Below are 25,743 nucleotides of genomic sequence, written 5' to 3' on the forward strand. Positions count from 1 at the left end.
CCGCCATGTACGCAGCACTTCTTCTGGCTCTCGCCTCAGCTGTCGCGTACGCGGGCGGGGCCGTCCTGCAGGAGCGGATCGCCTGTCGCGCCTCCGCCGCGAAGGCCGTACGCCAGGGCGGCTGGTGGGTGGCCGTCGGGCTGAACATCACCGGGGCGCTGCTGCACATCGTGGCCCTGCGGTACGGACCGCTGACCGTGATCCAGCCGCTGGGCGCCCTGACCCTCGTCCTGGCCCTCCCGCTGCAGTCCGCCGTCACCGGCAGGCGCGCCGGGGCCGTCCAGTGGCGGGGCGCGGCGCTGACCATGGCGGGGCTGGCCGGCCTGGTGGCCCTCACGCAGTCCGGCGGCCGGCTCCAGGTGCTGGGCACCGCCCAGATAGCCGGGGTGGTCGCCGCCACCGCCGTCGCCCTCGCGGCGCTCACCGCCGGGGCGCGCGCCGCCCGTTCGGCCACCGCCCGCAGCCTCGCCCTGGCCACGGCCTCCGGCCTCGCGTTCGGCGTCGCCTCGGTGCTCACGCAGACCGTTGCCGTCCACCCGGAGTTCACCCCCGGCCCCGCCCTGGCCGCGGCGGCCGTCGCCGTCCTCTCCCCCGCGGGCCTGATGCTGGCGCAGGCGGGCTACGGCAACGGCCTGGGCGCCCCGCTCGCCACGTCGAATCTGGTGAACCCGGCGGTGTCCGCGGCGATCGGCATCGCGCTGCTGGGCGAGCACTTCGCCCTCGGCACCCCGGGCGCGGCGATCGCGGCGCTCACGGGCCTGGTCGCGGCGTACGGCGTGCTCCTGCTGACCCGTCAGACCCCGGCCCCGACCTGGACCGAGACCCCGGTCCCGGCCCGGATCCGCCCGGCGGAGGCATACGCCCTCACCCGCTGACGACGGCGTCCGTACAGTGGATCACCCGATCCCGAGGAGGCCGACGGCATGCTGGACGGACTGACGACGAGCGCCCCGGACGTGCTCGCGAAGCACGGTTGCCCCTCGGCGTCCGTGGCCGTGGCCGTAGACGGGGACATCGTCTTCGCGCAGGCGTACGGCCTGGCGGACACCGGCAGCGGAACAGCCGCCACCCCCGACACCGTCTACGCCGTGGCCTCCGTCACCAAGCCCCTCACCGCGACCGCGATATGCCTGGCCGCCGACGAGGGCCTGCTGGACCTGGACGCCCCGATCCCGGACACCCGGGCGACCGTCCGCCAGATGCTGGGCCACCGGGCCGGATACGGCGCGTTCTACGACTTCCACTACGGCAGCCCCCACCCCCTGATCGACGCCGACCGCCACGAACACCCCGTCCACACCCCGGGCACGGTCTTCGAGTACGCGAACCTCGGCTACCGCGCCGCGACCCGGGCCCTGCAGCCGGACTTCCTCCCCGACCGCGTCTTTCGCCCCCTCGGCCTGACGACCGCGCACCTCGGCCCCGCGTACCCCGGACCCCACGCCGTGCGCTACACCGCCGACGGCCGCCCGTACCCGAAGACCGTCGGCAACAGCACCCCCGGCGCCACCCAGGCCTGGCTCAGCGCCCCCGACCTGGCCCGCTTCGGCGCCCGGTACGAGAGCCTGCTGACGCCGGACACGGCAGCCGCCATGCGTACGGCCGAGCCGCTCAACCCCTCCGTGGGCTACGGCCTCGGCTGGATCGTCTCGCACGCCCCCGGCCCCACCGTCCTCAGCCACGGCGGCGGCATGGGCGGCGTCGCGGCGATGCTGGTCGTCGTCCCGGAGCAACGGCTGTCGGTGGCCGTCCTGACCAACTCCACGGACAAGGCCGCCCGCGACGCCCTCACCACCCGGGTCATGAGCGAGCTGACCCCCCAATGGTCCCCCGCCCTCATCACCCCGGCCGTCGCGGACCCGCGAGAGCCGGTCACGCTCCCCCCGAGCACCTGGACCGGCCACATCCACACCCCCGACGGCGACATCCCCCTCGCCCTGCGCCTGCGCGCCGACGGAAAGGCGGAGGTCACCGTCCGCGGCGAAACCGCCGTCACGGAGGCCGCGGCCACCCGCGCGCTCACCCTCCGCCTCACCCCGACCCTCCAGCTCCCCACCCCCGACGCCCGGATCGACAGCCCCGAACTGGGCCTGGAGCTGCACCGCGACGGCGACGGACTGACGGGCCTGGCCCGCGCGTACAAGAACGGCGAGGGCGACGGGCTCCTGGGCAACTTCCTCACGCACCGGTGCGGCCTTCGCCCGGCCTGAGGGGCAGCCGCAGCTCCCGCCCGGCCGTGCTGTGCACATGCGCGGGGATGTCGCCCTCGTGCCGGTCGCCGGTGGTGCTCGTGCCGGACGGCTCGAACATGAGGATGGAGCCGCCCGCCGACGACGGCTTGTGCTCCGTGCCGCGCGGTACGACGAAGGTGTCGCCCGCCCGCAGCGCGACCGTCGACTCGGTGCCGTCGGCGGCGCGCAGGGCGACGGCGAAGTCGCCGCGCAGGACGAGGAAGAACTCGTCCGTGTCCTCGTGCACGTGCCACACGTGCTCCCCGCCGACATGCGCGATCCGTACGTCGTAGTCGTTCGTGCGGGCCACGATCCGCGGGCTGTAGATCTCGTCGAAGGAGGCCAGCGCCTCGTCCAGGTTCACGGGTTCCAGGGATGTCATGCCCCCAGCGTCCCCGCGCTCACCCCGCCGCGTCTTGTACGGATGTGCGCGTCGTCGTCAGCCGGCTCACCGTGACCGCCGCCGCCAGGACCAGCCCCGCGACCAGCACCGGCTGCCCCGTCCAAGTCGCCGCCAGGATCAGCGCCGCCGCCGCGGGGAACAGCGCGGCATGCCGGTGCCCGGCGTGGTGCGGGCGCAGGTGCAGCGCCCAGACGGCGAGCACGAACACCGCGACCGGGACCGTGAGCATCGCGGCGGCCGTCGTGTCGCTGACCTCCGAGCCGCCGCCCGCCTGGTCGACGGCGAGCGCCAGCCCGGCGCCGACGGCCGCCGCCGAGGCGAAGATCGCGTAGTGGCCGTAGCCCCAGCTCAGGGAGGCGCGCAGCGAGGTCAGCAGGCCGTGCGAGTCGGCGGAGAAGTACAGCCACCACATCGAGAACACGATGAGCAGCCCGCCGCCCGCGGTGGTCGCCAGGTCCCTGATGTGAACCTCGTCGTCCAGCGCCCCCTGGACGGCGAACGCCGCGGCGAGGATGGACTCGCCGAGGACGATGATGGTGAACAGCCCGTACCGCTCGGCGATGTGGTGCGGGTGCCAGGTGGTGAGGGTGCCGCGCTCGGCGTACCAGGGCACCATCAGCTCGGCCACGATCAGCACCAGGAAGCCGTACGTCCCGGCCGTGTCCGGCAGGGCGAGCCGGGCCACCCAGCCGACCTGGAGGACGGCGATCCCGACCGCGTAGCGCAGACAGGTCGTACGCCGCTCCGGATCCCCGGCGGCGGCGCGCAGCCACTGCGGTACGGCGGCCAGCCGCATGATCACGTACCCGAGGGTGACGATCCCGAAGTCCTGCCCGTCCATCGCCCGCGGCACCCCGGCGGCGATCACGAGCGCGCCCGTCATCTGGACGAAGACGGCCAGCCGGTACGGGACGTCGTCGGTGTCGTAGGCGGAGGCGAACCAGGTGAAGTTCATCCACGCCCACCAGATGGCGAAGAACGCCATCACGAAGCCGAGGATCCCGTCGCCGGTGTGGTGACCGGCGACGGCGTGGTGCAGCCCCTCGGCGGCCTGGGCGACCGCCACCACGAACACCAGGTCAAAGAGCAGTTCGAGCGGAGTGGCGACCCGGTGGGGCTCATCGGGTCGGCGGGCGGCCATCTGCGTCATGCCACGACCGTAACCGCTCGCTGATCCGCACCCGGAGGCGCCTGGTCGGGAGGTGTCGGGCAGAGTTTCCCGCCCCATACCGAACCGGTGTCAATACCGATATCCTGCACTCACCCCATCGGGTGAATTCCCTTCATTACGGAAGGGCTAAGTCTTGCCAGCGCTCGGGGATGCCCCATTACGGTGATCCGTGATCGCGCGGCAGCCCCTGACCCAGGTAGTCACGGCGGTCGTCCGTCATATCATTCGCACGCCACATCACCGCACGCCGCGAGGGGGACCGTCGTGCAAGCTGAGGCCCCGCAGACACCGGCCGGGGAGCCGGCCCCCGGACCGAACCGGTATGCCCGCAGCTATCGCTTACAGGGCTACACCGTGTTCGAGCTCCGCGGTGAGATAGATCTGGCCGCGCTGCCCGAGACGGAGCCGCAGCTCGACGCCCTGACGTCGCTGCCCCGTCCGCGGCTGGTGATCGATCTGCGGCGGACGGAGTTCTTCGACTGCTCGGGGCTGCGGCTGCTGTGCCGCGCGTACCGGCGCGTCGACGAACGGGCGGGGACGCTGCGGGTGGTGTGCGACCGGCAGCTCACGCTGCGGATCCTGCGGGCCGCGCAGCTCACGACGGTGTTCCGGCCGGTGGGGACGCTGGAGGAGGCGCTCACGGACTGACAACGACCGTGGCGCGGCCGGGGTAGTGGGGCCGTTCGGGCACGGCCCGGGCCCTGTCGGCCGCTTGACGGCTGCCGGAAGCGGGCAGGTACGGGCGGATGTGATTTCCGTCTGATCGCCTACCGGCCGCGACCGGCCGGGTGGCAGAGTCCGGGACATGAGCGACGTCACCTTCCGGACCCCGGCGGTACAGCTCCGGCGGCTCTTCGCCGGGGCCGGGACGGCCGCCGTGATCGTGGCCGTGATCCCCGTCTTCGCGGGGTCTCCCGCCCGCTGGGCTCCCGCGGCCCTGGTCCCGTGGCTGAGCATCGCCGGGACCATCGTGCTCGCGGTCGCCATGGGCGTGAACTATCTCGCCGCCCAAGTCCAGGGCGACGCGCACGGGATCGCCTCGCGGACCCTGGTGCGCCGCTGGAGCGCCCCGTGGCACGAGATCACCGAGCTGCGCGTCCGCGAGATCAAGGGCAAGTACTCGACCGCCCGCCGCATCTCCGTGGTGACCGGGAAGCGCGTCCGGTCCCTCCCCCTGCCGGTCACGAACAAGGACGTCGACCCGGCCTTCGACGCGGACGTGACGGCGCTGCGCGCCCTGCACGCGCGGTACGGGAAGCCCCGTACCGTCCATCTCCCGGTGGTGACCGCCCGGACCGCGGGCGCCCGCGGGGCGTGGGTGGGGTGGTCGCTGGTCTCCCTGTTCTTCCTCGCCTTCGCGGTTCTGACGGCCCTGTGGGTGCCGGCCGCCGCGTCGGGCCGGGACGACTGGCGGGCCGTCGCCGCGTGTACGAAGGACACTCCCCCGGCCGGGATCCGCGACTGTCTGTACACGACGCCGGCGGTGATCGAGCGGGCCACGGACCCGCGTACCGGGAGGAAGCGGTGGCTGTACTTCACCGACGACCGTCCCGTGGACCGGGTTCAGGTGCCGAAGGAGGGCACCGGGGAGTTCGGCGCCGGGGACAGGGTCGAGCTGACCTACTGGCACGGCGGGCTGCGCCGGATCACCGGGGACGGGCACACCTGGAGTGAGCATGTACCCGCCGCGAAGGACGTCGCCGTGGGGTCGGCGCTGTTCGCGCTCCTCGGGTGTTATCCCCTGACCGTCCTGGCGATCCGGCTGCGCGGGCGGCGGCTCCCGGCCGACGACGTGCTCCCCTCGGCGCTGCCCTTCGCCGGGGTGCTGGCCGCCACGGCGGTGTGGCTGGTGCCGCTGGTGTACCGGCATCCGACGACCCTGCTGACGTCCCCGCAGGCCCGGTGGTGGGGGGCGGCGGGGCTGGCGGTGTCGGCGGGGCTGTTCCTGTGGGCGTGGCGGGCGACGCGGATCCGGCGGCCCGGGGAGGGCGGCGGCGGGAGGGCCGAACCGGCCGCCGAGGGGGAGGCGTTCGTACGGGCCGTGTTCCTGGACGCCACCGACTTCAACCCGCTCCGCTTCGGCACGCACATCCTCCTCGGCGACGGCACCCCGGCGGTGACACCCGGCCGCGACCGGTTCGCGGCCAGGCGGATCCCGGTGGAGCGGCTCACCCTCCGGACGGTGCGGCGCCCGCGCGGCGGGGACAAGGCGGCCGTACGCGCGGGGTGGCACATCGCGGAGTTCGAGGACCCGAACACGGCCACCCCCGTCCGCCTCGCCGCCGCCCCCGCGGACCTGACACGGATCCTCCGCGAGTTCGAGGCGGCACAGGGCCGATCGGACGTACGGACGAGTTAGGCACGGGGTAGTGAACGGGTAGGGCTGTTCGGACCCCCCGCCGAGGCCGTCCGGCCCCCTCTCGGGCGGGGTTCGCGCGTCCGACCTTGGGGGTGCGGGCGCCGGGCACGGGGTCCGCCGGCCGATTCCGACTCGTACCACCGGAGCCCCGTATGCGCCTGCTCGCTTCCCGCCGGCGGTTAGTGGCCGCCGCCCTCGCTCTCGCCCTGCCCCTGGTCCTGGCCCCGTCCGCCGCGGCGGAGCCCTCGACGTCCACCGCCTACCGGGCCGGCGCGGCGTCCACCCGGATGACCGGCCGGGCGTTCGACGCCTGTACGGCGCCGTCCCTCGCCGCGATGCGGGCGTGGACGGCGTCCCCGTACCGGGCGGTCGCGGTCTATCTCAGCGGTGCCAGCCGCACCTGTGCCCAGCCCGAGCTGACCGCCTCCTGGGTGACCGAGGTGAGCCGGCTGAAGTGGCGGCTGATCCCGATCCACAAGGGGCTGCAGCCCCCGTGCGGCGCCCGCGCCACGGACCCGAAGATCTCCCTCACGCCCGCCACGGCCACCACTCAGGGCACGGCGGCGGCGAACGAGGCGATCGCGGCGGCCAAGGCGCTGGGGATGCTGCCGGGCAGCGTGTTCTACAACGACATCGAGTTCTACGACCCGGCGAACACCGCCTGCCGCACCGCCGTCCTCACGTACCTCTCCGCCTGGACGAAGCGGCTGCACGCGACGGGATACGTCTCCGGCGTCTACATGAACCTGGCCAAGGGCGCCGAGAACCTCGCCGACACCTACACCTCCGCCTCCTACGCCCGCCCCGACGCCCTGTGGATCGCCCGCTACGACGGGGTGGCCTCGCTGACGGGCTGGGCGGGCGTCCCGGACAGCCGGTGGGCCGTGCACCAGCGGGGCAAGCAGTACCTCGGCGATCACGACGAGACGTACGGCGGTGTCACGATCAACATCGACAGCGACCAGTGGGACGGCCCCGTCGCCACCGTCGCGTACACCCACCGGGCGACGAGCACGACGCCGCTCGCCGCCCGCAGCGGTCCGTCGACGTCGTACGGCACGGTGAAGACGTACGCGCCGGGCGCCGCGCTGCGGGTGGTCTGCCAGACACCCGGGCCGACGGTCGGCACGAGCCCCGTGTGGGACAAGCTCTCCGACGGGACGTACGTCACCGATTACTACGTCGACACCGCCTCGCAGACCACCTACACCAGCCCGCTCCCCCGCTGCGCCTACCCCTGGCAGGTGAACTCCGCGACCGGCCTGACGATGCGCACCGGCCCGGGCACCTCGTACGCCACGGCCGGCTCGATCGCGGACGGCGGGCTGGCCTGGGTGGTGTGCCAGCGGACCGGGACGAAGGTCGGCACCAGCCCCATCTGGAACAAACTGGACAACAACCGCTGGGTCTCGGACTACTACGTCAAGAACCCGTCGGGCACCACGTACAGCACACCGGCGCCGCGCTGCTGATCCGCCGGACATGCCCGCGCCCTCGTGGGGTACGCGCCACCGGAGCAGGTCCGGGACCGCCGGACACCCCGACGAGGCGAGGGGAATCGCCATGACCGACGACTTCACCGTCCACGACCCGGACGGCTCCGCCGCGGACGTGCAGCGGGCGCTGCACTCCGTGGCGACCGACAACGCGGACGAGGCGGCGCTGGACACGCTGGCCGCCGGGCAGGTGCTGCTGCCCGTACCGGTCGGCTCCGCGCCCACCCAGCAGGTGACGCTGCCGGTGGTGGAGCAGCACGACGGCACCCAGCTGGTGCCGGTGTTCACCAGCCAGTCGCGGCTGGTCAGCGCCTTCCCGCAGATCGAGCAGTACCGCACGGTCCCGCTCGGCGACCTCGCGCGCCGCTGGCCGTCCGACGAGCTGTCGCTCGTCATCGACGCCGGCGGCCCCGACGAGGTCTCGCTGAACGCCCGGCGCGTGCGCGACCTGCTCGTCCGCGGGGCGGCCTGAATCGCGAGGAGGCCGGCGTCACCGCACGGTGACACCGGCCCCTCGTTCACCCCTGGCAGGGTCAGTGGGCGCCCGCGCCCGTCAGGGAGCGGACCTCGAGCTCGGCGAACTTCTTGCCGTCCTCGTCCTCCGGCTTGGAGAGGATCGAGCCCAGCCAGCCGAAGAGGAAGCCGGCCGGGATGGAGATGAGGCCGGGGTTCTTCAGCGGGAACCAGTGGAAGTCGACGTCCGGGAACATCGCCGCCGGGTCGCCGGAGACGACCTTGGAGAAGAGCACCAGGACGACCGACACGGTCAGACCGCCGTAGATCGACCACAGCGCGCCGGTGGTGTTGAAGCGCTTCCAGAACAGGCTGTACAGGATGGTCGGCAGGTTCGCCGACGCCGCGACCGCGAACGCCAGGGCGACCAGACCGGCCACGTTCAGCTTGCCGGCGAAGACACCCAGCAGGATCGCGACGGCGCCGATGGCGATGGCGGACATCCGCGCCGCGTTGACCTCCTCGCGCTCGGTGGCCTTCCCCTTGCGGATGACGTTGGCGTAGATGTCGTGCGCGAACGACGACGAGGAGGCCAGCGTCAGCCCGGCGACGACCGCGAGGATCGTGGCGAAGGCGACCGCGGAGATCACGGCGAGCAGGATGGCGCCGCCCGAGGAGCCGTCGCCGCCGCCGATCTCGTAGGCGAGGAGTGGCGCCGCCGTGTTGCCGGCCGCGTTGGAGCTGATGATGTCGGCCCGGTCGATGAGCGCCGCGGCGCCGAAGCCCAGGGCGATGGTCATCAGGTAGAAGCCGCCGATGATGCCGATGGCCCACAGGACGGACTTACGGGCGGTCTTGGCGGTGGGCACGGTGTAGAAGCGGATCAGGATGTGCGGCAGACCCGCCGTACCGAGCACCAGGGCGATGCCCAGGGAGACGAAGTCGAGCTTCGTGGTGGAGTTCAGGCCGTACTGCAGACCGCCGGAGAGGAACTGTCCGGCGTCCACGCCGTCCTTGCCCTCGGAGGCGTTCGCGGCGGCGGCGCCGAGCAGGTCGGAGATGTTGAAGTGGAACTTCGCCAGGACGAGGATCGTGATCAGGATCGTGCCGCCGATGAGCAGCAGGGCCTTGACGATCTGCACCCAGGTGGTGCCCTTCATACCGCCGATCGTCACGTAGAGGATCATGATGACGCCGACGAAGACGACGATCAGGTTCTTGCCCGTGTCACCGGAGATGCCCAGCAGCAGCGCGACGAGCGCGCCGGCGCCGACCATCTGGGCCAGCAGGTAGAAGATCGACACGACGATGGTGGAGACACCGGCGGCGGTCCGGACCGGACGCTGGCGCATGCGGTACGCCAGCACGTCGCCCATGGTGAACCGGCCGGCGTTGCGCAGCGGCTCGGCGACCAGCAGCAGCGCCACCAGCCAGGCGACGAGGAAGCCGATCGAGTACAGGAAGCCGTCGTAGCCGAAGAGGGCGATGGCGCCGGCGATGCCCAGGAAGGACGCGGCGGACATGTAGTCGCCGGAGACGGCCAGACCGTTCTGGAAGGCGGTGAAGGAGCGGCCGCCCGCGTAGTAGTCCGTGGCGTCCTTGGTGCGGCGGCCGGCCAGCACGGTGATCACCAGGGTGATCGCGACGAAGACGGAGAAGAGGCTGACGATCAGCGTGCGGTGGTCCGTGGTGTCCACGGCGGCGAGCTGGAATGCGGCGTTCATCGGGCGTCCTCCGAGGCGTGCTCGACGTCGGCCTCGACGACCGCGCGGAGGCGGTCGGCCTCGGGGTCGAACTTGGCGTTGGCGTGCCGGGCGTACCACCAGGCGATCAGGAAGGTGGTGAGGAACTGGGCGAGGCCCAGGACGAAGGCCACGTTTATGTTGCCGAAGAGCTTCTTCGCCATGAAGTCGCCGGCGTAGTTCGACAGCAGCACGTACAGCAGGTACCAGGCGGTGAAGCCGATGGTCACCGGGAACGCGAAGGTGCGGAACCGGCGGCGCAGCTCGGCGAAGTCCTCGCTCTCCTGCATACGGACGTAGCTGCCGTTGCCCGGAGGGCTCGGCGTGGGCGGGGCGGTGCTCATACGAGGGCCTCCAGCGGCTCCGACGAAGGTGACGGCCCGGGATGCGGTACGACGGTGGGGACACCCTGACAGTCACCGGGCACCGCACCCACGGGGCGACGCTCAAGATAGGTACCCAAGAAGAGCGGGGGGAGACGTCCGTCACACCGTGTGCCGTGAGCGGGCGGGTGCCGCGCCAGGCGGTCCGGCGGTCGCGACGAACGGTCGGTCGAGCGCGGCGAACGGTCGTACGGTTCAGCGCCGGGGCAGCTGGACCGACTCGGGGGTGTGCAGCCGCAGCAGTGACTGGGCGGTGCCCGGGGGGACATGGCGCCGGGTGAGCAGCGAGACGCCGATCATGACGGCGAAGGCGAGGGGGACGCTCCACGCCGCCGGGCGGGTCAGCAGGACCTGCGCCCAGCCGTCCTTCGGCGGTCCGATCATCGTCACGGCGACCGTGCACAGGGTGGCGCCGCCGCCGGCGAGCAGTCCGGCCGCGGCGCCGTGCGGGGTGAGGCCGCGCCACCAGATGCCGAGCAGGAGCAGGGGGCAGAACGACGAGGCGGCGACCGCGAACGCCAGGCCCACCACGTCCGCCACCGGCCGCTCGACGACCACCAGCGACAGCAGGCAGGGCACGCAGGCGGCGGCGACGCCGGCCATCCTGAGGCGGCGGACCTCGCCGCGGGCCTCGTCGCTGGTGCGGCGGCCGGTGCGGGCGGCGCGGTAGCGCTCGAGCTCCTGGCCGAGGACGCCGGCCACGGACATGGTCAGGCCGGAGGCCGTGGAGAGGAACGCGGCGAAGGCTCCGGCGGTCAGGAGCATGCCCAGGAGGGTGCCGCCGGGGCCGCCGAGGAGGCGGTCGGGGAGGAGGAGGACGGTGGCGTCGGTGCGGCCGGTCATCAGGAGCTCGGGGGTGTAGAGGCGGCCGAGGGCGCCGTAGACCGGGGGGAGAAGGTAGAAGGCGGCAAGCAGCCAGAGGACCGTCCACGTGGTGCGGCGGGCGGCGCCGCCGTCGGGGTTGGTGTAGAAGCGGACGATCACGTGCGGGAGGCCCATCGTGCCCAGGAGGGTGGCGATGAGCAGGGCGTACGTGGCGTACACGGGGTGGTCGGTGCCGCTCAGGGGGCGGGTCCAGTCGCTGCCGTGCGGGGGTGGTTCGCCGACGGGGTGGGGGACGTGGGCGCCGGCGGGGAAGCGGACGCGGGTCTCGTCGCCGATGCGGTGTTCGCCGGCGGTGAGGAGCACGGGGTCGTCGTGCAGGCGCGCGGTGTCCAGGGTGCCGTCGATGGTCACCCGGACGGGGTCGCGGACCTCGACGTTGATCGCCTGGTGGACGGTGACCGTGGTCGCGGCGCGGAAGCTGGGGGGTGCGGCGGCGTCGGGCCAGGGGGCGCCGTCGGCACGCCAGGCGAGGAGGAGGAACAGGACGGGGACGGCGAGGGCGGTGAGCTTGAGCCAGTACTGGAAGGCCTGGACGAGGGTCACCGAGCGCATGCCGCCGGAGGCGACGGTGATGATGACGACGGCGGTGACGACGAGGGGGCCGGCCCACAGGGGGGCGCCGGTGACCGTGCGGAGGGTGAGGCCGGCGCCCTGGAGCTGCGGGAGGAGGTAGAGCCAGCCGATGAGGACGACCAGGACGGCGGCGATCCGTCTGACCTTGCGGGACTGCAGGCGGGCCTCGGCGAAGTCCGGCACGGTGTACGCGCCGGAGCGGCGCAGGGGGGCGGCGACGAAGGCGAGGAGGACGAGGTAGCCGGCGGTGTAGCCGACGCCGTACCAGAGCATGTCGGCGCCGAAGGCGAGGATGAGGCCGGCGATGCCGAGGTAGGAGGCGGCGCTGAGGTACTCGCCGCCGATGGCGTAGGCGTTGCGGGTCGGGGAGACGGCGCGGGAGGCCACGTAGAAGTCGGAGGTCGCCTTGCCGGGGCGCAGGCCGTAGACGCTGAAGAGGGCGGTGGCCAGGCAGACGAGGGCGACGGCGGCGGCGCTCACGCCGGCCTCACGGGCGCTCCACCGCCTCCGCGAAGTCGCGCTCGTTCTTGCGCGACTGGCGGTGGTAGACCCAGCCCAGCACGAGGATCACGGGATGGACCGCGACCCCCGTGAGGATCCACGGCACCGGTATCCCCGCCGCGGTCGCGTCCCGCAGCGCCGGGAAGGCCTGGAACGTCAGCGGCAGGACGCCGAGGGCGAGCGACAGCGTGCCGACCACGGCGAGCGCGAGCCGGAACTGGCTGCGCATCAGGGACCGCAGGTAGACGTCGCCCAGCGGCGTCTGACGCCCCAGGTCCTCGACGATGCGCCCGGCGGACGGCGGCAGCGGCTGCGCGTTGCGGGCGGCGAGCGTCCGGGGGTGGACGACCGTGGTGCGGACGGGGCGGGGCACGTCAGACCGCCGCGGGGCCGGAGGCCGGGGTCTGGCGCAGGAGGACGTCCCGGACCTGGCGGGTGTGGCGCCGGGACACCAGCAGCAGGGTCTCCCCGAGGCGGACGTACGTACGCCCGGATTCCTGGCGGAGCTCCCGTACGTGCTTGAGGGCGACGAGATGCGAGCGGTGGATGCGGACGAACCCCGCCCCCGCCCACCGCTCCTCCAGCGTGGCGAGGGGGATCCGTACGAGATGCGACGCACCGGCGGTGAACAGCCGCGCGTAGTCCCCCTGGGCCTCCGCGTACAGCACGTCCGCCCGCCGGACGAAGCGGGTCACACCGCCCAGCTCCACCGATATCCGCTCGTCGTCCGACGCCGGTGCGGGAGCGGCGGAGGACGCCGGCGCGATGCGGCGCACCGCCTCCGCGAGCCGCGCGTCGTCGACCGGCTTCAGCACGTAGTCCGCCGCCCGCAGCGCGAACGCCTCCACGGCGTGGTCCTCGTGCGCGGTGACGAACACGACCTGCGGCGGCTGCGCGAACCGCGACAGCAGCCGGGCCAGCGACAGACCGTCCAGACCCGGCATCCCGATGTCCAGGAAGACCGCGTCCACGGCCCGTCCCGCCTGCAGCGCCCGGTCCAGCACGAGCAGCGCGGACTGCCCGTCGCCCGCCGTCTGCACCTCGCCCACCCGGGCGTCCCGGCGGAGCAGATAGGCCAGCTCCTCCAGGGCCGGGAGCTCGTCGTCCACGGCGAGTATGTGCAGCATGGCGCGCAGACTAACCCGGGGGTACGGCCCCCGGGAACCCCCGCCGTCAAGGCCCGCCAGGTGCGTTCTGCACGGCGTGCGGATGGAACTTCGGCACCCGTACGTGCACCTTCGTCCCGGCGCCCGGGGCGGTGTCGATCACCAGTCCGTACGCGTCGCCGTACGTCTGGCGCAGCCGTTCGTCGACGTTGCGCAGCCCGATGCCGGCCGCCTCCACCGGCAGGTCCCCGGCGAGCATCAGCGCCAGGTCGGAGGGGTCCATGCCGGCGCCGTCGTCCTCGACCGTGATGAACGCCTCACTGCCGCCGTCCTCCGCGACGATCGTGAGGTGCCCGGGACCCGTGCGTTTCTCCAGCCCGTGCCGTACGGCGTTCTCCACCAGCGGCTGCAGGCACAGGAACGGCACGACCACCGACAGCACCTCGGGGGCCACCCGCAGGGAGACCTCCAGCCGGCCGCCGAAGCGGGCCCGCTCCAGCAGCAGATAGCGGTCGATGCAGCGCAGCTCCTCCGCGAGGGACGTGAAGTCGCCGTGCCGGCGGAAGGAGTAGCGGGTGAACTCGGCGAACTCCACGATCAGCTCGCGGGCCCGGGCCGGGTCGGTGCGGACGAAGGAGGCGACGGTGGAGAGCGAGTTGTAGATGAAGTGCGGGGAGATCTGCGCCCGCAGCGCCCGCAGCTCCGCCTCCGCGGCGGCGGCCCGTGAGCGGTCCAGCTCGGCGAGCTCCAGCTGGGTGGACACCCAGCCGGCCACCTCGTCGGCGGCGCGGACGGTGCCGGCGGAGGACTGCGCGGCGTAGACGGCGAGGGCGCCCTCCATCCGGCCGGCCACGGCCAGCGGGACGACCACGGCGTGGCGCAGCTGGCAGTCGAGGCGCTCGCAGGCGTCGATGCGGGCGGCGACGGTACGGCCGCTGTGCAGCGCCTGGCGGGCCAGCTCCGGTACCCCGGCGGCGTGCTGGTCGGCCTCGCGGCCGTCCCAGACGAGGACCTCGCCGGCGGCGTCGGTCAGCGCGAGGGCGGGGGTGCCGAGGAGGGCGCGGAGGTGTTTGACGGAGCGCCGGGCGCTGTCGGTGCCCAGCCCGGCACGCAGCGGGGGCGCGGCGAGGGAGGCGGTGTGCAGGGTCTCGTAGGCGGCGCGCTCCTGGGCGGTCCCGTACTGGCGGTGGCGGGCGCCGCGCAGCGCCACCAGGGCCGCGGCCGGCAGCAGCACCAGCAGCAGTCCGGCGAGCAGGGCGGTCGTCGCGGTGGAGAACCCGAGCATGTGGGGGACGGTAACCCGTGTCCGACCTGCGCCGGAAGTGCGGACGGGGTACGAGACCCCCGCCCGCACCCGGGCGTCAGCCGTTCAGCACGACCGGGAAGGCCGCCAGCTCGTTCTGCGTCATCACCGGCAAGTTCCCGATCTCCTCCGCCGCCACCCCCAGCTTCATCCGCGGGAAGCGGGCGAACAGCGCCGGCAGGGCGGTCGCCGCCTCGAGCCGCGACAGCGCCGCGCCGGGGCAGATGTGCGGGCCGTGGCCGAAGGTGATGTGGCGGGCCGGGGCTTTGCGGGTGACGTCGAAGGAGTCGGGGTCGGCGCCGTGCGCCTCGCGGTCGCGGCCGATCGCCCGGTACGAGATCACCACGCCCTCCCCCTCGGCGATGGTGAAGCCGTCCACCTCGATGTCCTCGGTCGCGAACCGCATCAGCAGATGCGTGACCGGCGGGTCCCAGCGCAGCGCCTCCTCGATCACCGCCTCCCACGACACCTTGCCGTCCAGCACCAGGGCGAGCTGGTCGGGGTGGGTGAGCAGGCCCCGTACCGCGCAGAGGATCAGACCGATTGTCGTCTCGTGCCCGGCGGCGATCATCGACTTGAGGTTGCCGACGACCTCCTCCTCGGTGAGCGGCTCGCCGCCGTCGTCGGCGAGGATCAGGCCGGTGGTCAGATCGTCGGCGGGGTGCGCGGTCTTCTCGCGGACCAGGTCGGTGAAGATCGAGTCGAGCTCGGCGATCACCGCGATCCGCTCCTCCTGCGGGGTGAGCAGCGAGAAGAACGCCTTCCACAGCTTCAGCTGGCGCGGGATCTCGGACTCGGGCACGCCCATCAGCTGGCAGACCACGCCCATCGGCAGCGGCCCTGCGAAGAGCGTCTTGAGATCGACGACCTCGCCGCCGGCACCCGCCTCCCCCAGGTCGTCCAGCAGCTCGCCGGTCAGCCGCTCGATGACCGGGCGCAGCGCCTCCAGCCGGCGCGGGGTGATGGCCTGGGCGATCTTCGCCCGCAGCCGGCGGTGCTCGGCGCCGTCCACGGTGAACAGCGAACGCCCCGGGTCGATCATGGGGATCAGCGGCCAGTCACGGGTGACGGCGCCGCTGGTGTACTGGCCCCAGTGGTTGATGTCCTTGACCAGCCGGGTGTCGGTCAGCAGCTTGCGGGCCGTGGCCTGCGCGGTCACGGTCTTGACCTGAACGCCCAGCAGCTCGATCGTGGCGATCGCGTCCGCCGCGACGAGCCGGGCGGTCTCTCCGGCCAGGTCCCCGACCATGGGGTCGATGACGATGGCGTCGGGCTGGTTCACGACAAACCTCCAGTCGTACGTACGGGGGTGAACCGCACGGGGATCTCCTGCATGCCGCGCAGGAAGGCGGACTCGCGCCGGACCAGGGACTCCACGGGCACGGACAGCTCCAGGTCGGGCAGCCGGTCCAGGAGCACCTCGATGCCCGTACGGGCGATGATCTCGGCGATCTCCTGCGCCGGGAAGGGACAGCGGTAGTCGCCGTAACTGAAGGCGAAGTGCGCGCTGTTGCCACCTTGCGCGGGCGTGAGGTGCTGCTGGATCTGCGGGTCGGCGTTGGCGCCGGCCAGGCCCAGGAGCACGAGGTCGCCGGAGCGGATGGAGCGCCCGGCCAGATGGGTGTCGCGCGAGGCCCAGCGGCCGGAGAGGATCTGCGTCGGCGAGTCCTCCCACAGCACCTCGTTCATGGCCTGCGCGACGCTGAAGCGGCCGCCGCCGAGGGCGGAGGCGAAGCGGTCGTCGGTGAGCATCAGCCGGATGGAGTTGCCGATCCAGTCGGCGGTCGGCAGGAAGCCGGCGGCGGTGATGTCCTTGGCGTCGAGCATCACCTCCTCGTCGGTGAAGCCGTCGCCGTGCCGGTACATCCAGGACGTGACGTCGCCGCCGGGGTTGGCGCGCTTCTCCTTGGCGAGCTTCTGGATCAGCCCAAAGAACGTCATGTACGCCTGCTGCGCGCCCGGTCCGCCGTCGGCGAGCTCGTTCATCACGTCGGCGAGCTGCGTGCCCTCCTCGTCGGGGAAGCCGACGATGCGGGCCAGCGCCAGGATGGGCAGCGGTTTGGCGAAGGCGGCGAGCAGTTCGGCCTCGCCGCGGCCGCAGAAGGAGTCGATCAGCCGGTCCGCCAGCTCCTCGCAGGCGCGCCGCAGTTCGAAGGCGTCGACGGCCTCGAGGGCCGGTTCGACGAGGTTCGCGTGGCGGCGGTGGTCGGCACCGGAGGTGAAGTAGATGGAGGGCATGGGGCGGCTGATCATCGGCAGCAGCGGCCAGTCCTCGGGGATGTGCTCCCACTGGTTCCACAGGCTGGAGTCGCGCGGGAACAGCTCGGGGTCGGAGGTCACCTGGTGCAGTTCGCGGTAGCCGATCACCAGCCACGCCGGGAACCCGCCCAGCAGCTCGACGGGGACCACCGGGCCGTGCTCGCGCCGCACTTCGCGGTAGAGCTGCTGCGGTTCGGTGTGGAAGCGTGCCCCGCTCAGCGGCACCGCCCCTGGCTGGACGACCGGGCAGGCGGCGGGCTTCGGTGGGGGATTGCTCATGGGACCGGCTCCAAGACGTGGGGTCTGGTGTTTGCCGCTGCGATGCGTGGGGGGACGGCCTTCGCGGCGGACGGGACCGGTCCGAGCGTACGGAACGGTCCCGTTCACCGTTCAGTCGCGCAGCACGACCGGGAAGACGACCGTGTCGTTCTGGGTGATGATGGGGAGTTTGCGCAGCTCCTCGGAGGGAACGGCGAGCTTCAGGTCCGGGTAGCGCTCGAAGAGCGCCGGGAGGGCGACGGACGCCTCCAGCCGGGACAGCGCGGCGCCCGGGCAGACGTGCGGGCCGTGGCCGAACGACAGATGCCGGTTGTCCTTGCGGGTGATGTCGTACGAGTCGGCGTCGTCGCCGTGCTGCGTACGGTCGCGGCCGATCGCCCGGTACGAGGTGACCACGCCGTCGCCCTTGCGGATGACCAGGCCGTCCGAGTCGGGGACCTCGATGTCCTCGGTGGCGAACCGCATCAGCACATGGCTGGTGGGCGAGTCCCAGCGCAGGGTCTCCTCGATCACCGCGTCCCAGCCGATCTCGCCGGCCAGCACCATGCGCAGCTGGTCGGGGTGCGTCAGCAGGGCCCGTACCGAGTTGACGATCAGGGAGATCGTCGTCTCGTGCCCGGCGGCGACCATGGCGTGCAGATTGCCGGCCACCTCCTGGATCGACATGGGCTCGCCGCCCTCGTCGGCGAGGACCAGCGCGCTGGTGAGGTCGTCCCCGGGGTCGGCCTTCTTCTGCTTGGCCTGGTCCAGGAAGTACGCCTCGAGGGCCTCGATCACCGCGAGGCGCTCGTCCTGCGGGGTGAGCATCGAGAAGAACGTCTTGAACTGCTGTGTCAGCACCGGGATCTCGGCCTCGGGGACGCCCATCAGATGGCAGACGACCAGCATCGGCAGCGGCTGCGCGTACAGCGCCTTGAGGTCGACGCTGCCGTCCGCGGCGCGCGCGTCCTCGGCCCCCAGGTCGTCCAGGAGCTTGGCGACCAGGTCCTCGATGACCGGGCGCACCGATTCGACGCGGCGTACGGACAGGGCCTGCGCGATCTTCGCGCGCAGCCGGCGGTGGTCGGGGCCGTCGGCGGTGAACATCGACGGCGGTACGTCGATCATGCCGACCAGCGGCCACTCCTGGCCCACCGTGCCGTCCTGCCACAGCCGCCACTGGTTGATGTCCTTCACCAGCCGCGAGTCCGTGTGCAGCCGGCGGGCCACGGCGTGCGAGGTGACCGCCCAGGCCGGCGCGCCGAGCAGGTCGATCCGTGCCAGCGGGCCGGCCGCGCGCAGCCGATTCGTCTCGCCGTCGAGGTCGCCGAGCATGGGGTCGATGGCGATGACGTCGTCGGCGTGCGCGGTGGACAGCGGCTGGTTCAACGGGTGCCTCCGGAGGCGGGTACGGGTGTGAAGCGGACGGGGAGTTCGGTCATGCCCCGCATGAAGGCGGACGGTCTGCGCACCAGTTCGCTCGCGGGGACGGCGAGCTGCAGGTCGGGCAGCCGGTCGAGGAGCACCTCGATGCCGGCGCGGGCGATGATCTCGGCGATCTCCTGGGCCGGGAACGGGCAGCGGTACTCGCCGTACCCGTAGCTGAAGTGCGCGGCGTTGCCGCCGTGCGCCGGGGTGAGGTGCTGCTGGATCAGCGGGTCGTTGTTGGCGGCGCCCAGTCCGAGCAGGATCATGTCGCCGGCGAGGATGTTGTGTCCGCCGAGCAGGGTGTCGCGGGCGGCCCAGCGGCCGGCGATGATCTGGCTCGGGGTCTCCTCCCACAACACCTCGTTCAGCGCGTGGCCGATGCTGTAGCGGCCGCCGCCCAGCGCGTCCGCGAAGCGGTCGTCGGTGAGCATCAGCCGGATGGTGCCGGCCAGCCAGTCGGCGGTGGGCAGGAAACCGGCGCCGATGGTGTCCCGTACGTTCAGGAACACCTCCTCGTCGGTGAAGCCCTCGGCGTTGGCCAGCAGCCAGGACACGATGTCGGAGCCGGGCTGGAGGCGTTTGTCGGCGACCAGGTCGGAGATGGCCGTCATCCACTCCCCGTGCGCCTTCTGCGCGCCGGGGCCGCCGTCGACCAGCTCGTTGAGCTGCTGGGCGAGCACCGGGCCCTCGTCCTCGGGGAAGCCGAAGAGGCGCAGCAGCGTCAGCTGGGTGAGCTGTACGGAGTAGCCGGCGACCAGTTCGGCGTCGCCGCGGCCGCAGAACTCGTCGATGAGCCGGTCGGCGAGGTCCTCGCACAGCCTGCGGCAGGCGAGGGCGTCGACGGTCTCCAGGGCGGCGCTCATCCACTCCGCGTACCGGCGGTGCGGCTTGTCGGCGCTGAAGTACACCGAGGGCGTGTTGGGCTGCCCGATGACCGGGAGCAGCGGCCAGTCCGCGGGGACGTTCGGCCACTGGTTCCACAGTCCGCGGTCGCGGGAGAACAGGTCGGGGTCGGAGGTGATCTGGTGCAGTTCGCGGTAGCCGATCACCAGCCAGGCCGGGAACCCGCCGTACATCTCGACGGGGACGACGGAGCCGTGCTCGCGGCGGATCTCGCGGTAGAGCTGCTGCGGTTCGGTGTGGAAGCGCGGCCCGGACAGCGGTACGGCGTCGGGGTGCACGGCCGGGCAGCCGCCGGCCGTGCTCCCGCCGCCGTCCGCGGGCCCGGTCATCGGGTGGGCTCCGGTGCCTTGGTGAGGGACTGGAGGTGCTTCACCAGCTCGATCAGCACCTCCTTGCTGGACGCGCGCGAGCGGGCGTCGCAGTCGATGAGGGGCACGTGCGGATCGAGGTCCAGGGCCTCGCGTACGTCCGTACCCGAGTGCGGCGGGCCGCCGAAGTCGTTGCGGGCCACGATGAACGGCGTGCCGTGGTGCTCCAGCCGGTCGATGGCGTACCACGAGTCGGACAGCCGCCGGTCGTCGACCAGCACGATCGCGCCCAGGGTGCCGGCGAAGAGCCGGTCCCACAGGAACCAGAAACGTTCCTGCCCGGGGGCCCCGAAGAGATAGAGCACCGTCTCCTCGTCCAGGCTGATCCGCCCGAAGTCGAAGGCGACGGTGGTGGACGTCTTCTGCGGTACGGCCTTCAGGTCGTCCGTGCCCAGAGACGCCTGGGTCATGGTCTCCTCGGTGTTCAGCGGACGGATGTCGCTGACGGAGCGGACCATGGTCGTCTTGCCCACGCCGAAGCCGCCGACGACGACGATCTTCAGGCCGTTGTCGGCGCTGGCGCTGAGCGGGGTGTGCGCGGCGTCGCGGACCGCGCGGGGGGCGGTCTTCACGGCCGCCTCAGAGGCGTCGGCGGAGTCCAACGAGCAACCTCTCCAGGGTGTCGGGATCGGGCAGGGCGGACCGCACGGACGCGGACCGCGGATGACGGGCGGTGACCTTGCCGGCGTCCATCAGGTCGGCCAGCAGGATCTTGGTGATGCTCACGGGGAGCTTGAGCTGTGCGGCGATCTCCACCACGGCGGTCGGGAAGCGGCACATCGTCAGGATCGCGACGTGCTCCTTCTGCATGCCCGGCACCGGATCGCACTCGCTCACCACGAGGGTGACGAGGTCGAAGTCGTCGCTGCTGGGCCTGCTCCGGCCGCCCGTGACGGTGTAGAGGCGATCCGGGTCCTCGTCCCGGTGCGAGCGTTTCGACCCCCGCGATCCGCTCATCTCGCCCCCTCGGGTCCGGTCACGTCGTCCCCCCGGGGTCGGCACATCTCATTCCCCCTGCTCCAGTCACTCAGCCGGTTCCGCGAGCCCGTCGAGCCGGTCGGTGGGCAGGCGCGGTGCGGCGCTCAGGTGCTCGCCGAGCTGTTCGACGAGTTCCAGCATGTTGTGGCCGACGAGCCCGGCGTCGCAGTCCTGGTCGGCGACCACGGCGACATGGGAGCCCTCGCCGGCCTCCACGATGAACAGGATCCCGCCGTAGAACTCGGTCATCGACTGCCGTACGCCGCCGCTGCCGTCGCCGAACTCCATCGACGCGCCGTGCGCGAGGCTCTGGATGCCGGCGGAGATCGCGGCGAGCTGGTCGGCCCGGTCCACGGAGAGCTCGGGGGTGTGACAGAGCTTGAGTCCGTCACGGGAGAGTACGAGGGCGTGCCGGGCCGCTGGGGTGCGCTCCAGCAGCCCTTCGAGCAGCCAGCCCAGCTCTGCCGCGGCGGTGGCCGATCCGGTGGTCATGCGTCGTCCTTCTGGGAACTCGTGGGGTGGGTCTCGTTCTTGTCACCGGCGGGGGCCGGTGGGGCCTCCTCGCCCCGTACGGCCTGCATGAACGCGCCGAACTTGGCGGCGTTCCCGGCTTCACGGCGCTCCGGCGCGGGCGCGGGGCGCTCGCCGGGGAGACCCTCGGGGTGCGCCGAGGCCATGGTGCGGCCGCGGCGGCGCTTGGGGAGGGAGAGGTCGGTGTGGGTGGCCTCGTCGGGGGTGGTGGCGTGGTCGGCGGCGGGCTCGCGGTCCCGGGCGGGGGCGGTGTCCGCCGCGTCCGCCGTGGTGGACACCGTGTCCGCCGTTGTCGCCGGGGCGGGGGCCTCGGTGATCGCGGGGACTCCGGTCAGGGGGGCGAAGCGGTCGCGGTCCGAGTCCTGTGCGGGGGGCGGGGACGCGGGGCGGCGTACGACCAGGTCCTGGGGGATCATCACGACCACCCCGGTGCCGCCGACGGCGGAGGGGCGGAAGGAGACCGTGAGGCCGTGCTTGCGGGCCAGGATGCCGACGACGGCCAGGCCCAGGCGGGTGCCGGTGAGCATCGACAGGTCGGCGACCTCGCCGGAGGTGACGCGCTCGGCGCGGCGCAGGGCGGTCGCGCTCATCACCAGGCCGGCGTCCTCGATGGTGACGGCGACGCCCGCGGGGACCTCGGCCACGTACACCTGGACCTCGGTGGTGGGCGGGGAGAAGTTGCAGGCGTTGTCGAGCAGTTCGGCCAGGACGTGCATGATGCCCTCGGCCGCGTGGCCGGCGACCGCGAGGTCCGCCACGGCCCGCAGGCGGACGCGCTGGTAGCCGGCGATCCGGCCCATGGCGCCGCGCAGGACGGACTCCATGCCGATCGGCTTGGCCCAGCGGCGGCCCGAGCGGGCGCCGCTGAGCACGGCGATGCTGTCGGCGACGCGGCCGGCCTGGCTGGTGCGGTGGTCGAGGTGGAGCAGGTCGGCCAGCACCCGGGTGTCGGCGTGGCGGTGCTCCATGTCGCGCAGGTCGGCGAGCATCGAGGTGGCCAGGGCCTGCATCCGGCCGGCCGCGTTGGCGCAGGCGGCCATGGCGGCGGCGCGCTGGTTCTCGCTCTGCGAGGCGGCCTCGGCGATCTTGCGGATGACGCGGACGTACGCGGGGTTGGCGGGCATCCGCACCCCGTCCACGGCGGTGGAGGCGGAGGCGCCCTTGCCGAGCTTGACGAGGACCGCGGGGACCGTCTCGTCGGCGAAGCGGGTGGACTCGGCGGCCGCGGCGGAGGCCCGGGAGGCCGCGGCGGCGGATTCGGCGGACAGTGCCCGCCTGGCCTTGCGCGCCTGTTCCCGGAAGTGGGCCGCGGTCACGACGGCGGCGGTGACGATCAGGCCGGCGACGGAGAGGCCGTAGGCCAGCGGGTCACGGGCGGCGTCCGAGGCCGCCGCGACGACCACGGTGACGACGAGCGCCGAGATCACCAGCGATATCAGCAGGGCGAGCAGGGTGGGGCTAAGACGCCGGGCTGCTGGGCGCGCGGCGTCCTGGTGCGAGGTCATCGGAGGGGCTCCTCAGGGCAGGCGGCCTGACCCGGGTGGTGGGTGATGGTGCGCGTGATGGAAGAGACCGTTCAAGTCGATGACCTTATAAGGAACTTCACGGACGCACCAGCAGAAGCATCCGTCATCTTCGGTCACTTGAGCAGGGGAAGTGTGCATGAAGAGGTGATTTCCGCCGAAGCGTGCGGGTGTCGGGGGTCCTGGTTCGGGGTAAGCCGTGGTGCTTGTCACTGCGCCCGGCGTCCAGCCCGCGAGACGACGGGAGCCCGGCCGCTTCCCCGACCGGGCTCCCGTCAATCGTCCGAGGTCAGACGCCCGGGATGCCCCGGGCGGCGAAGGCCGCGCGGACGGCGTCGGCGGCCTGCTGCCCGTACATCTCGCGGGCCGCGGCGACCGTGGCCGCGGCGGCGGCGGAGAACGTGGTGTCGGGGGCGAAGTCGAACTGCGCGTTGACGATGATCCGGTCGGCGGTGCGCGCGCCGAGGGCGCCGCGGATGTCGAACAGGGCCCGCGACCAGATCTCCCCGTCGGCGTGCACCTCGCCGACCCGGTCGGCGTAGGTCTTGTCCGTGTCGGTGCGGCGCAGGCAGTGCGGGTCACCGGCGGTGTACTCCACCGAGTCCCAGTCGGCGACGCAGGCCAGGTCCGCGTGTACGGGCCAGCCGTAGCGGTCGGCGGCGAACGCGCCCACGGAGACGGCGAGATAGTCACCGAAGGCCTCGCCGATCGAGCCGGCCTCGAGCGAGGTGCCGAAGCCGGGGACCTGGGCGTTGTGCACGGCGTGGCCGTACTCGTGCACGATCACCTCGGCGTCCTCGGCGTCGTCCACCCCGCCCTTGCCGAAGCGGATCTCGGCCTTCTTGTCGGTGAAGTACGAGTTGTCCGCGCCCCACTGGTTGATCCGGACCGGCTGCTGCCGGGCGTTGGCGCCGGGGAACTCGCTGCCGAAGCCGAGGTGCTGCAGGTACTCCTGCGCCTCGTTGACCCAGAAGTACGCCATGACCTGCTCGAACTGGTCGGCGTGCCGGGTGTAGTCGAAGGCGCCGCCGGTCGCGGCTGCCGACTTGCCGGTGTCGGAGCGCACGGTCGCCCAGCGGCCGGTGAGGGAGCCGCTGCCGTCGAGGTTGCGCAGGGCGACCTCGGCGTAGTCGGACGCGCTGACGGCGGCGTCGGAGTCCTTGGCGTCGGTGAGCGTCTGGACGCCCGAGGACTGGACCGGGTTCACCATGAACACCCGCCCGGTCGGGGCGGTGTCGGCGGCGGCCGTGGGGGCGAGGGTGACCAGGGCCACGGTGCCGATGCAGGCGGCGAGGAGACGACGGGACATGAGTCCTCCGGACGATCGTGCCGGCCGGGGGCAGAGGTCGTCGCCGGGCCGGACGGGTTGTGGTGGTGGCCGTGGGGGGCCCGCACAGGATTCCGCACGGGGGTCGGCTTGACCAGAGGTGGCGGGGCACCCGGCCCGGCGCCGGAGGTGGGGTAGCTTGCCTGTTCGGGGACCGGCGTTCGCCGGCGGGGGAGGACGGTATGTCTGTCGAGCGCGAGCACGTGCGAGTGGTGGCCACGGCCGGGGATCACCGGGTCACACCGGCCGAGCTGTTCTTCGATCTGGTCTTCGTGTACGCGATCACGCAGGTCACGGCGCTGATGGCGGCCCATCCGACGGTGCCGCGGCTGCTCGGGTCGCTGGTGGTGCTGGCGCTGCTGTGGTGGTGCTGGTGCTGCTTCGCCTGGCTGGGCAACGTCGTCCGGGCGGACACCGGGACGCTGTTCGCCGTACTGGTCACGGTGATGGCCGTGGTGCTCACCGTGTCGCTGGCCGTGCCCGAGGTGTTCACGGACCGGGCCGGCGGACTGCCCGCGCCGCTGGTCTTCGCCCTGTGTTACGGCGCGGTACGGCTGCTCCACCTCGTCACGTACCGGATCGCGCATCCGGACGACCGCGCGCTGCACGCCACCCTGCGCAAGACGGCGCTGGTGTCGGTGGCGCCGCCGCTGGTGCTGCTGCTGGCCGGCAGCGTGTTCACCGGGCGGACCCAGATGCTGTGCTGGCTGGGCGCGGTGCTGATCGACTACACGGCGATCTACGTCACCGGGGGCTCCGGCTGGCGGATAGCGTCGCCGGGGCACTTCGCGGAGCGGCACGGGCTGATCGTGATCATCGCGCTGGGCGAGTCGATCGTGGCGATCGGCGTCGGGATGCAGGGGTACGCGCTCAACGCGCCGGTGGTGGCCGCGGGCGTCGCGGGGCTGCTGGCCGTCGCGGGCCTGTGGCGGCTGTACTTCCGCCGGCTGAGCGAGGCGGCCGAGCACGTCATGGCCGCCGCCGACGGGGACGCGCGGACCCGGATCGGGCGGGACGTGTACACGTTCCTCCATCTGCCGCTGATCGGCGGCGTGGTGCTGTGCGCGCTGGGCATGAAGACGGCGCTGCACCAGATCGCCGACACCGGCCACTACGCCCTCTCGGAGCCCCTGCACGGCGCCCCGGCCTGGGCCCTGACGGGCGGGGTCGGGGTGTTCCTGCTGGGGGCGGCGGCGATCACGGCCCGAATAGGCGCCCGCGGGGCCCCGGTCCTGCTGGCCGGCGGGACGGTATGCCTGGCGGGCGGCGCGGTGGTGCGGCTACTCCCGGCACTGGCGTCGGTGGGGTTGCTGGCGGTGCTGATCACGGGGCTGGTGGTGCTGTACGGGCGCCTGGCGGAGGCGTCCCCCACCAGCGCCTCCAGCCCTGCCACCCCTTCCACCCCCTCCAGCCTGGCCGGCGATTGAGGCCTCCGGCCGAAGGCCGGATGCGCGTCAGCCGACGCGACGCAACGGACATACCCCCATTGCGGTCACGCAAAAGATCATCACGGCGAGCCGAAGCCAATCCGGACGTGAACCCGTCACACAATCCCCTCACCG

The 25,743-nt window shown here is 72.6% G+C and carries 24 protein-coding genes; 7 read left to right on the forward strand and 17 right to left on the reverse strand.

Going from position 1 to position 25,743, the window contains the following annotated elements; translation table 11 throughout:
* The first annotated feature begins 5 nt into the window (after positions 1 to 5).
* Positions 6 to 875: a DMT family protein gene (locus SRB5_RS07580; protein WP_153450648.1), complete on the forward strand. Its 870-nt coding sequence runs from the start codon at positions 6 to 8 to the stop codon at positions 873 to 875.
* A gap of 48 nt (positions 876 to 923) precedes the next feature.
* Positions 924 to 2,210: a serine hydrolase domain-containing protein gene (locus SRB5_RS07585; protein WP_153450649.1), complete on the forward strand. Its 1,287-nt coding sequence runs from the start codon at positions 924 to 926 to the stop codon at positions 2,208 to 2,210.
* Here the strand turns inward: SRB5_RS07585 and SRB5_RS07590 are convergent.
* Both SRB5_RS07590 and SRB5_RS07595 read right to left on the reverse strand, forming a co-directional pair.
* Complete coding sequence (locus SRB5_RS07590; RefSeq protein WP_153450650.1) at positions 2,179 to 2,613, reverse strand: cupin domain-containing protein; 435 nt, start codon at positions 2,611 to 2,613, stop codon at positions 2,179 to 2,181. The two genes, SRB5_RS07585 and SRB5_RS07590, sit on opposite strands and share 32 nt — an antisense overlap.
* 19 nt (positions 2,614 to 2,632) lie before the next feature.
* Positions 2,633 to 3,784 (reverse strand): low temperature requirement protein A, encoded by a 1,152-nt coding sequence (locus tag SRB5_RS07595; protein WP_153450651.1) that lies wholly within the window; start codon positions 3,782 to 3,784, stop codon positions 2,633 to 2,635.
* A gap of 285 nt (positions 3,785 to 4,069) precedes the next feature.
* On the opposite strand from SRB5_RS07595, the gene SRB5_RS07600 reads away from it, so the two are divergent.
* The 4 genes from SRB5_RS07600 to SRB5_RS07615 all read left to right on the forward strand — a co-directional run bounded on the left by SRB5_RS07600 (position 4,070) and on the right by SRB5_RS07615 (position 8,132).
* Complete coding sequence (locus SRB5_RS07600) at positions 4,070 to 4,453, forward strand: STAS domain-containing protein (protein WP_323377242.1); 384 nt, start codon at positions 4,070 to 4,072, stop codon at positions 4,451 to 4,453.
* 157 nt (positions 4,454 to 4,610) lie between these two features.
* Complete coding sequence (locus SRB5_RS07605) at positions 4,611 to 6,164, forward strand: PH domain-containing protein (RefSeq protein WP_153450652.1); 1,554 nt, start codon at positions 4,611 to 4,613, stop codon at positions 6,162 to 6,164.
* 152 nt (positions 6,165 to 6,316) lie between these two features.
* Positions 6,317 to 7,636 (forward strand): glycoside hydrolase domain-containing protein, encoded by a 1,320-nt coding sequence (locus SRB5_RS07610; RefSeq protein ID WP_153450653.1) that lies wholly within the window; start codon positions 6,317 to 6,319, stop codon positions 7,634 to 7,636.
* Between the two features lie 91 nt (positions 7,637 to 7,727).
* Positions 7,728 to 8,132: an SseB family protein gene (locus SRB5_RS07615; protein ID WP_153450654.1), complete on the forward strand. Its 405-nt coding sequence runs from the start codon at positions 7,728 to 7,730 to the stop codon at positions 8,130 to 8,132.
* A gap of 61 nt (positions 8,133 to 8,193) precedes the next feature.
* Here the strand turns inward: SRB5_RS07615 and SRB5_RS07620 are convergent, their stop codons facing one another.
* The 15 genes from SRB5_RS07620 to SRB5_RS07690 all read right to left on the reverse strand — a co-directional run bounded on the left by SRB5_RS07620 (position 8,194) and on the right by SRB5_RS07690 (position 24,163).
* On the reverse strand, positions 8,194 to 9,837 hold the full coding sequence (locus SRB5_RS07620) for a solute symporter family protein (RefSeq protein WP_153450655.1): 1,644 nt from the start codon (positions 9,835 to 9,837) through the stop codon (positions 8,194 to 8,196).
* A complete protein-coding gene (locus tag SRB5_RS07625) occupies positions 9,834 to 10,199 on the reverse strand; it encodes a DUF485 domain-containing protein (RefSeq protein WP_153450656.1) in 366 nt (121 codons plus the stop codon). The genes SRB5_RS07620 and SRB5_RS07625 overlap by 4 nt, the downstream gene beginning before the upstream one ends.
* A 234-nt stretch (positions 10,200 to 10,433) precedes the next feature.
* A complete protein-coding gene (locus SRB5_RS07630; RefSeq protein WP_323377244.1) occupies positions 10,434 to 12,176 on the reverse strand; it encodes a sodium/solute symporter in 1,743 nt (580 codons plus the stop codon).
* Positions 12,177 to 12,183: 7 nt separating this feature from the next.
* Positions 12,184 to 12,570 carry a hypothetical protein gene (locus SRB5_RS07635; protein ID WP_153450657.1) on the reverse strand — a complete coding sequence of 129 codons (387 nt, stop codon included), beginning with the start codon at positions 12,568 to 12,570 and terminating at the stop codon, positions 12,184 to 12,186.
* A 1-nt stretch (position 12,571) separates the two neighbouring features.
* On the reverse strand, positions 12,572 to 13,324 hold the full coding sequence (locus SRB5_RS07640; protein ID WP_153450658.1) for a LytR/AlgR family response regulator transcription factor: 753 nt from the start codon (positions 13,322 to 13,324) through the stop codon (positions 12,572 to 12,574).
* A gap of 46 nt (positions 13,325 to 13,370) precedes the next feature.
* Positions 13,371 to 14,588, reverse strand: coding sequence for a sensor histidine kinase (locus SRB5_RS07645; RefSeq protein WP_153450659.1), 1,218 nt, complete (start codon positions 14,586 to 14,588; stop codon positions 13,371 to 13,373).
* A gap of 76 nt (positions 14,589 to 14,664) precedes the next feature.
* On the reverse strand, positions 14,665 to 15,855 hold the full coding sequence (locus tag SRB5_RS07650) for a cytochrome P450 family protein (RefSeq protein ID WP_153450882.1): 1,191 nt from the start codon (positions 15,853 to 15,855) through the stop codon (positions 14,665 to 14,667).
* Positions 15,856 to 15,884: 29 nt separating this feature from the next.
* On the reverse strand, positions 15,885 to 17,144 hold the full coding sequence (locus tag SRB5_RS07655; protein WP_153450660.1) for a cytochrome P450: 1,260 nt from the start codon (positions 17,142 to 17,144) through the stop codon (positions 15,885 to 15,887).
* Between the two features lie 111 nt (positions 17,145 to 17,255).
* Positions 17,256 to 18,458: a cytochrome P450 family protein gene (locus tag SRB5_RS07660; RefSeq protein WP_153450883.1), complete on the reverse strand. Its 1,203-nt coding sequence runs from the start codon at positions 18,456 to 18,458 to the stop codon at positions 17,256 to 17,258.
* A 50-nt stretch (positions 18,459 to 18,508) separates the two neighbouring features.
* Positions 18,509 to 19,783, reverse strand: coding sequence for a cytochrome P450 family protein (locus tag SRB5_RS07665; RefSeq protein WP_153450661.1), 1,275 nt, complete (start codon positions 19,781 to 19,783; stop codon positions 18,509 to 18,511).
* Positions 19,780 to 20,424 (reverse strand): GTP-binding protein, encoded by a 645-nt coding sequence (locus SRB5_RS07670; protein WP_153450662.1) that lies wholly within the window; start codon positions 20,422 to 20,424, stop codon positions 19,780 to 19,782. Before SRB5_RS07670 ends, SRB5_RS07665 begins: the two co-directional genes overlap by 4 nt.
* Positions 20,402 to 20,779, reverse strand: a complete 378-nt coding sequence (locus tag SRB5_RS07675; protein ID WP_153450663.1) for a DUF742 domain-containing protein — start codon at positions 20,777 to 20,779, stop codon at positions 20,402 to 20,404. Before SRB5_RS07675 ends, SRB5_RS07670 begins: the two co-directional genes overlap by 23 nt.
* A gap of 66 nt (positions 20,780 to 20,845) precedes the next feature.
* A complete protein-coding gene (locus SRB5_RS07680; RefSeq protein ID WP_153450664.1) occupies positions 20,846 to 21,292 on the reverse strand; it encodes a roadblock/LC7 domain-containing protein in 447 nt (148 codons plus the stop codon).
* The gene (locus SRB5_RS37040) at positions 21,289 to 22,836 is read right to left on the reverse strand and encodes a sensor histidine kinase (protein WP_153450665.1); all 1,548 of its coding nucleotides are present in this window, start codon (positions 22,834 to 22,836) and stop codon (positions 21,289 to 21,291) included. Before SRB5_RS37040 ends, SRB5_RS07680 begins: the two co-directional genes overlap by 4 nt.
* Before the next feature lie 307 nt (positions 22,837 to 23,143).
* The gene (locus SRB5_RS07690; RefSeq protein ID WP_153450666.1) at positions 23,144 to 24,163 is read right to left on the reverse strand and encodes a M4 family metallopeptidase; all 1,020 of its coding nucleotides are present in this window, start codon (positions 24,161 to 24,163) and stop codon (positions 23,144 to 23,146) included.
* Positions 24,164 to 24,363: 200 nt separating this feature from the next.
* Between SRB5_RS07690 and SRB5_RS07695 the strand changes: the two genes are divergently transcribed.
* On the forward strand, positions 24,364 to 25,608 hold the full coding sequence (locus SRB5_RS07695) for a low temperature requirement protein A (protein WP_153450667.1): 1,245 nt from the start codon (positions 24,364 to 24,366) through the stop codon (positions 25,606 to 25,608).
* Positions 25,609 to 25,743: the final 135 nt, after the last annotated feature.

This window comes from Streptomyces smaragdinus (assembly GCF_009604385.1).
GTDB classification, from domain to species: Bacteria; Actinomycetota; Actinomycetes; order Streptomycetales; family Streptomycetaceae; genus Streptomyces; species Streptomyces smaragdinus.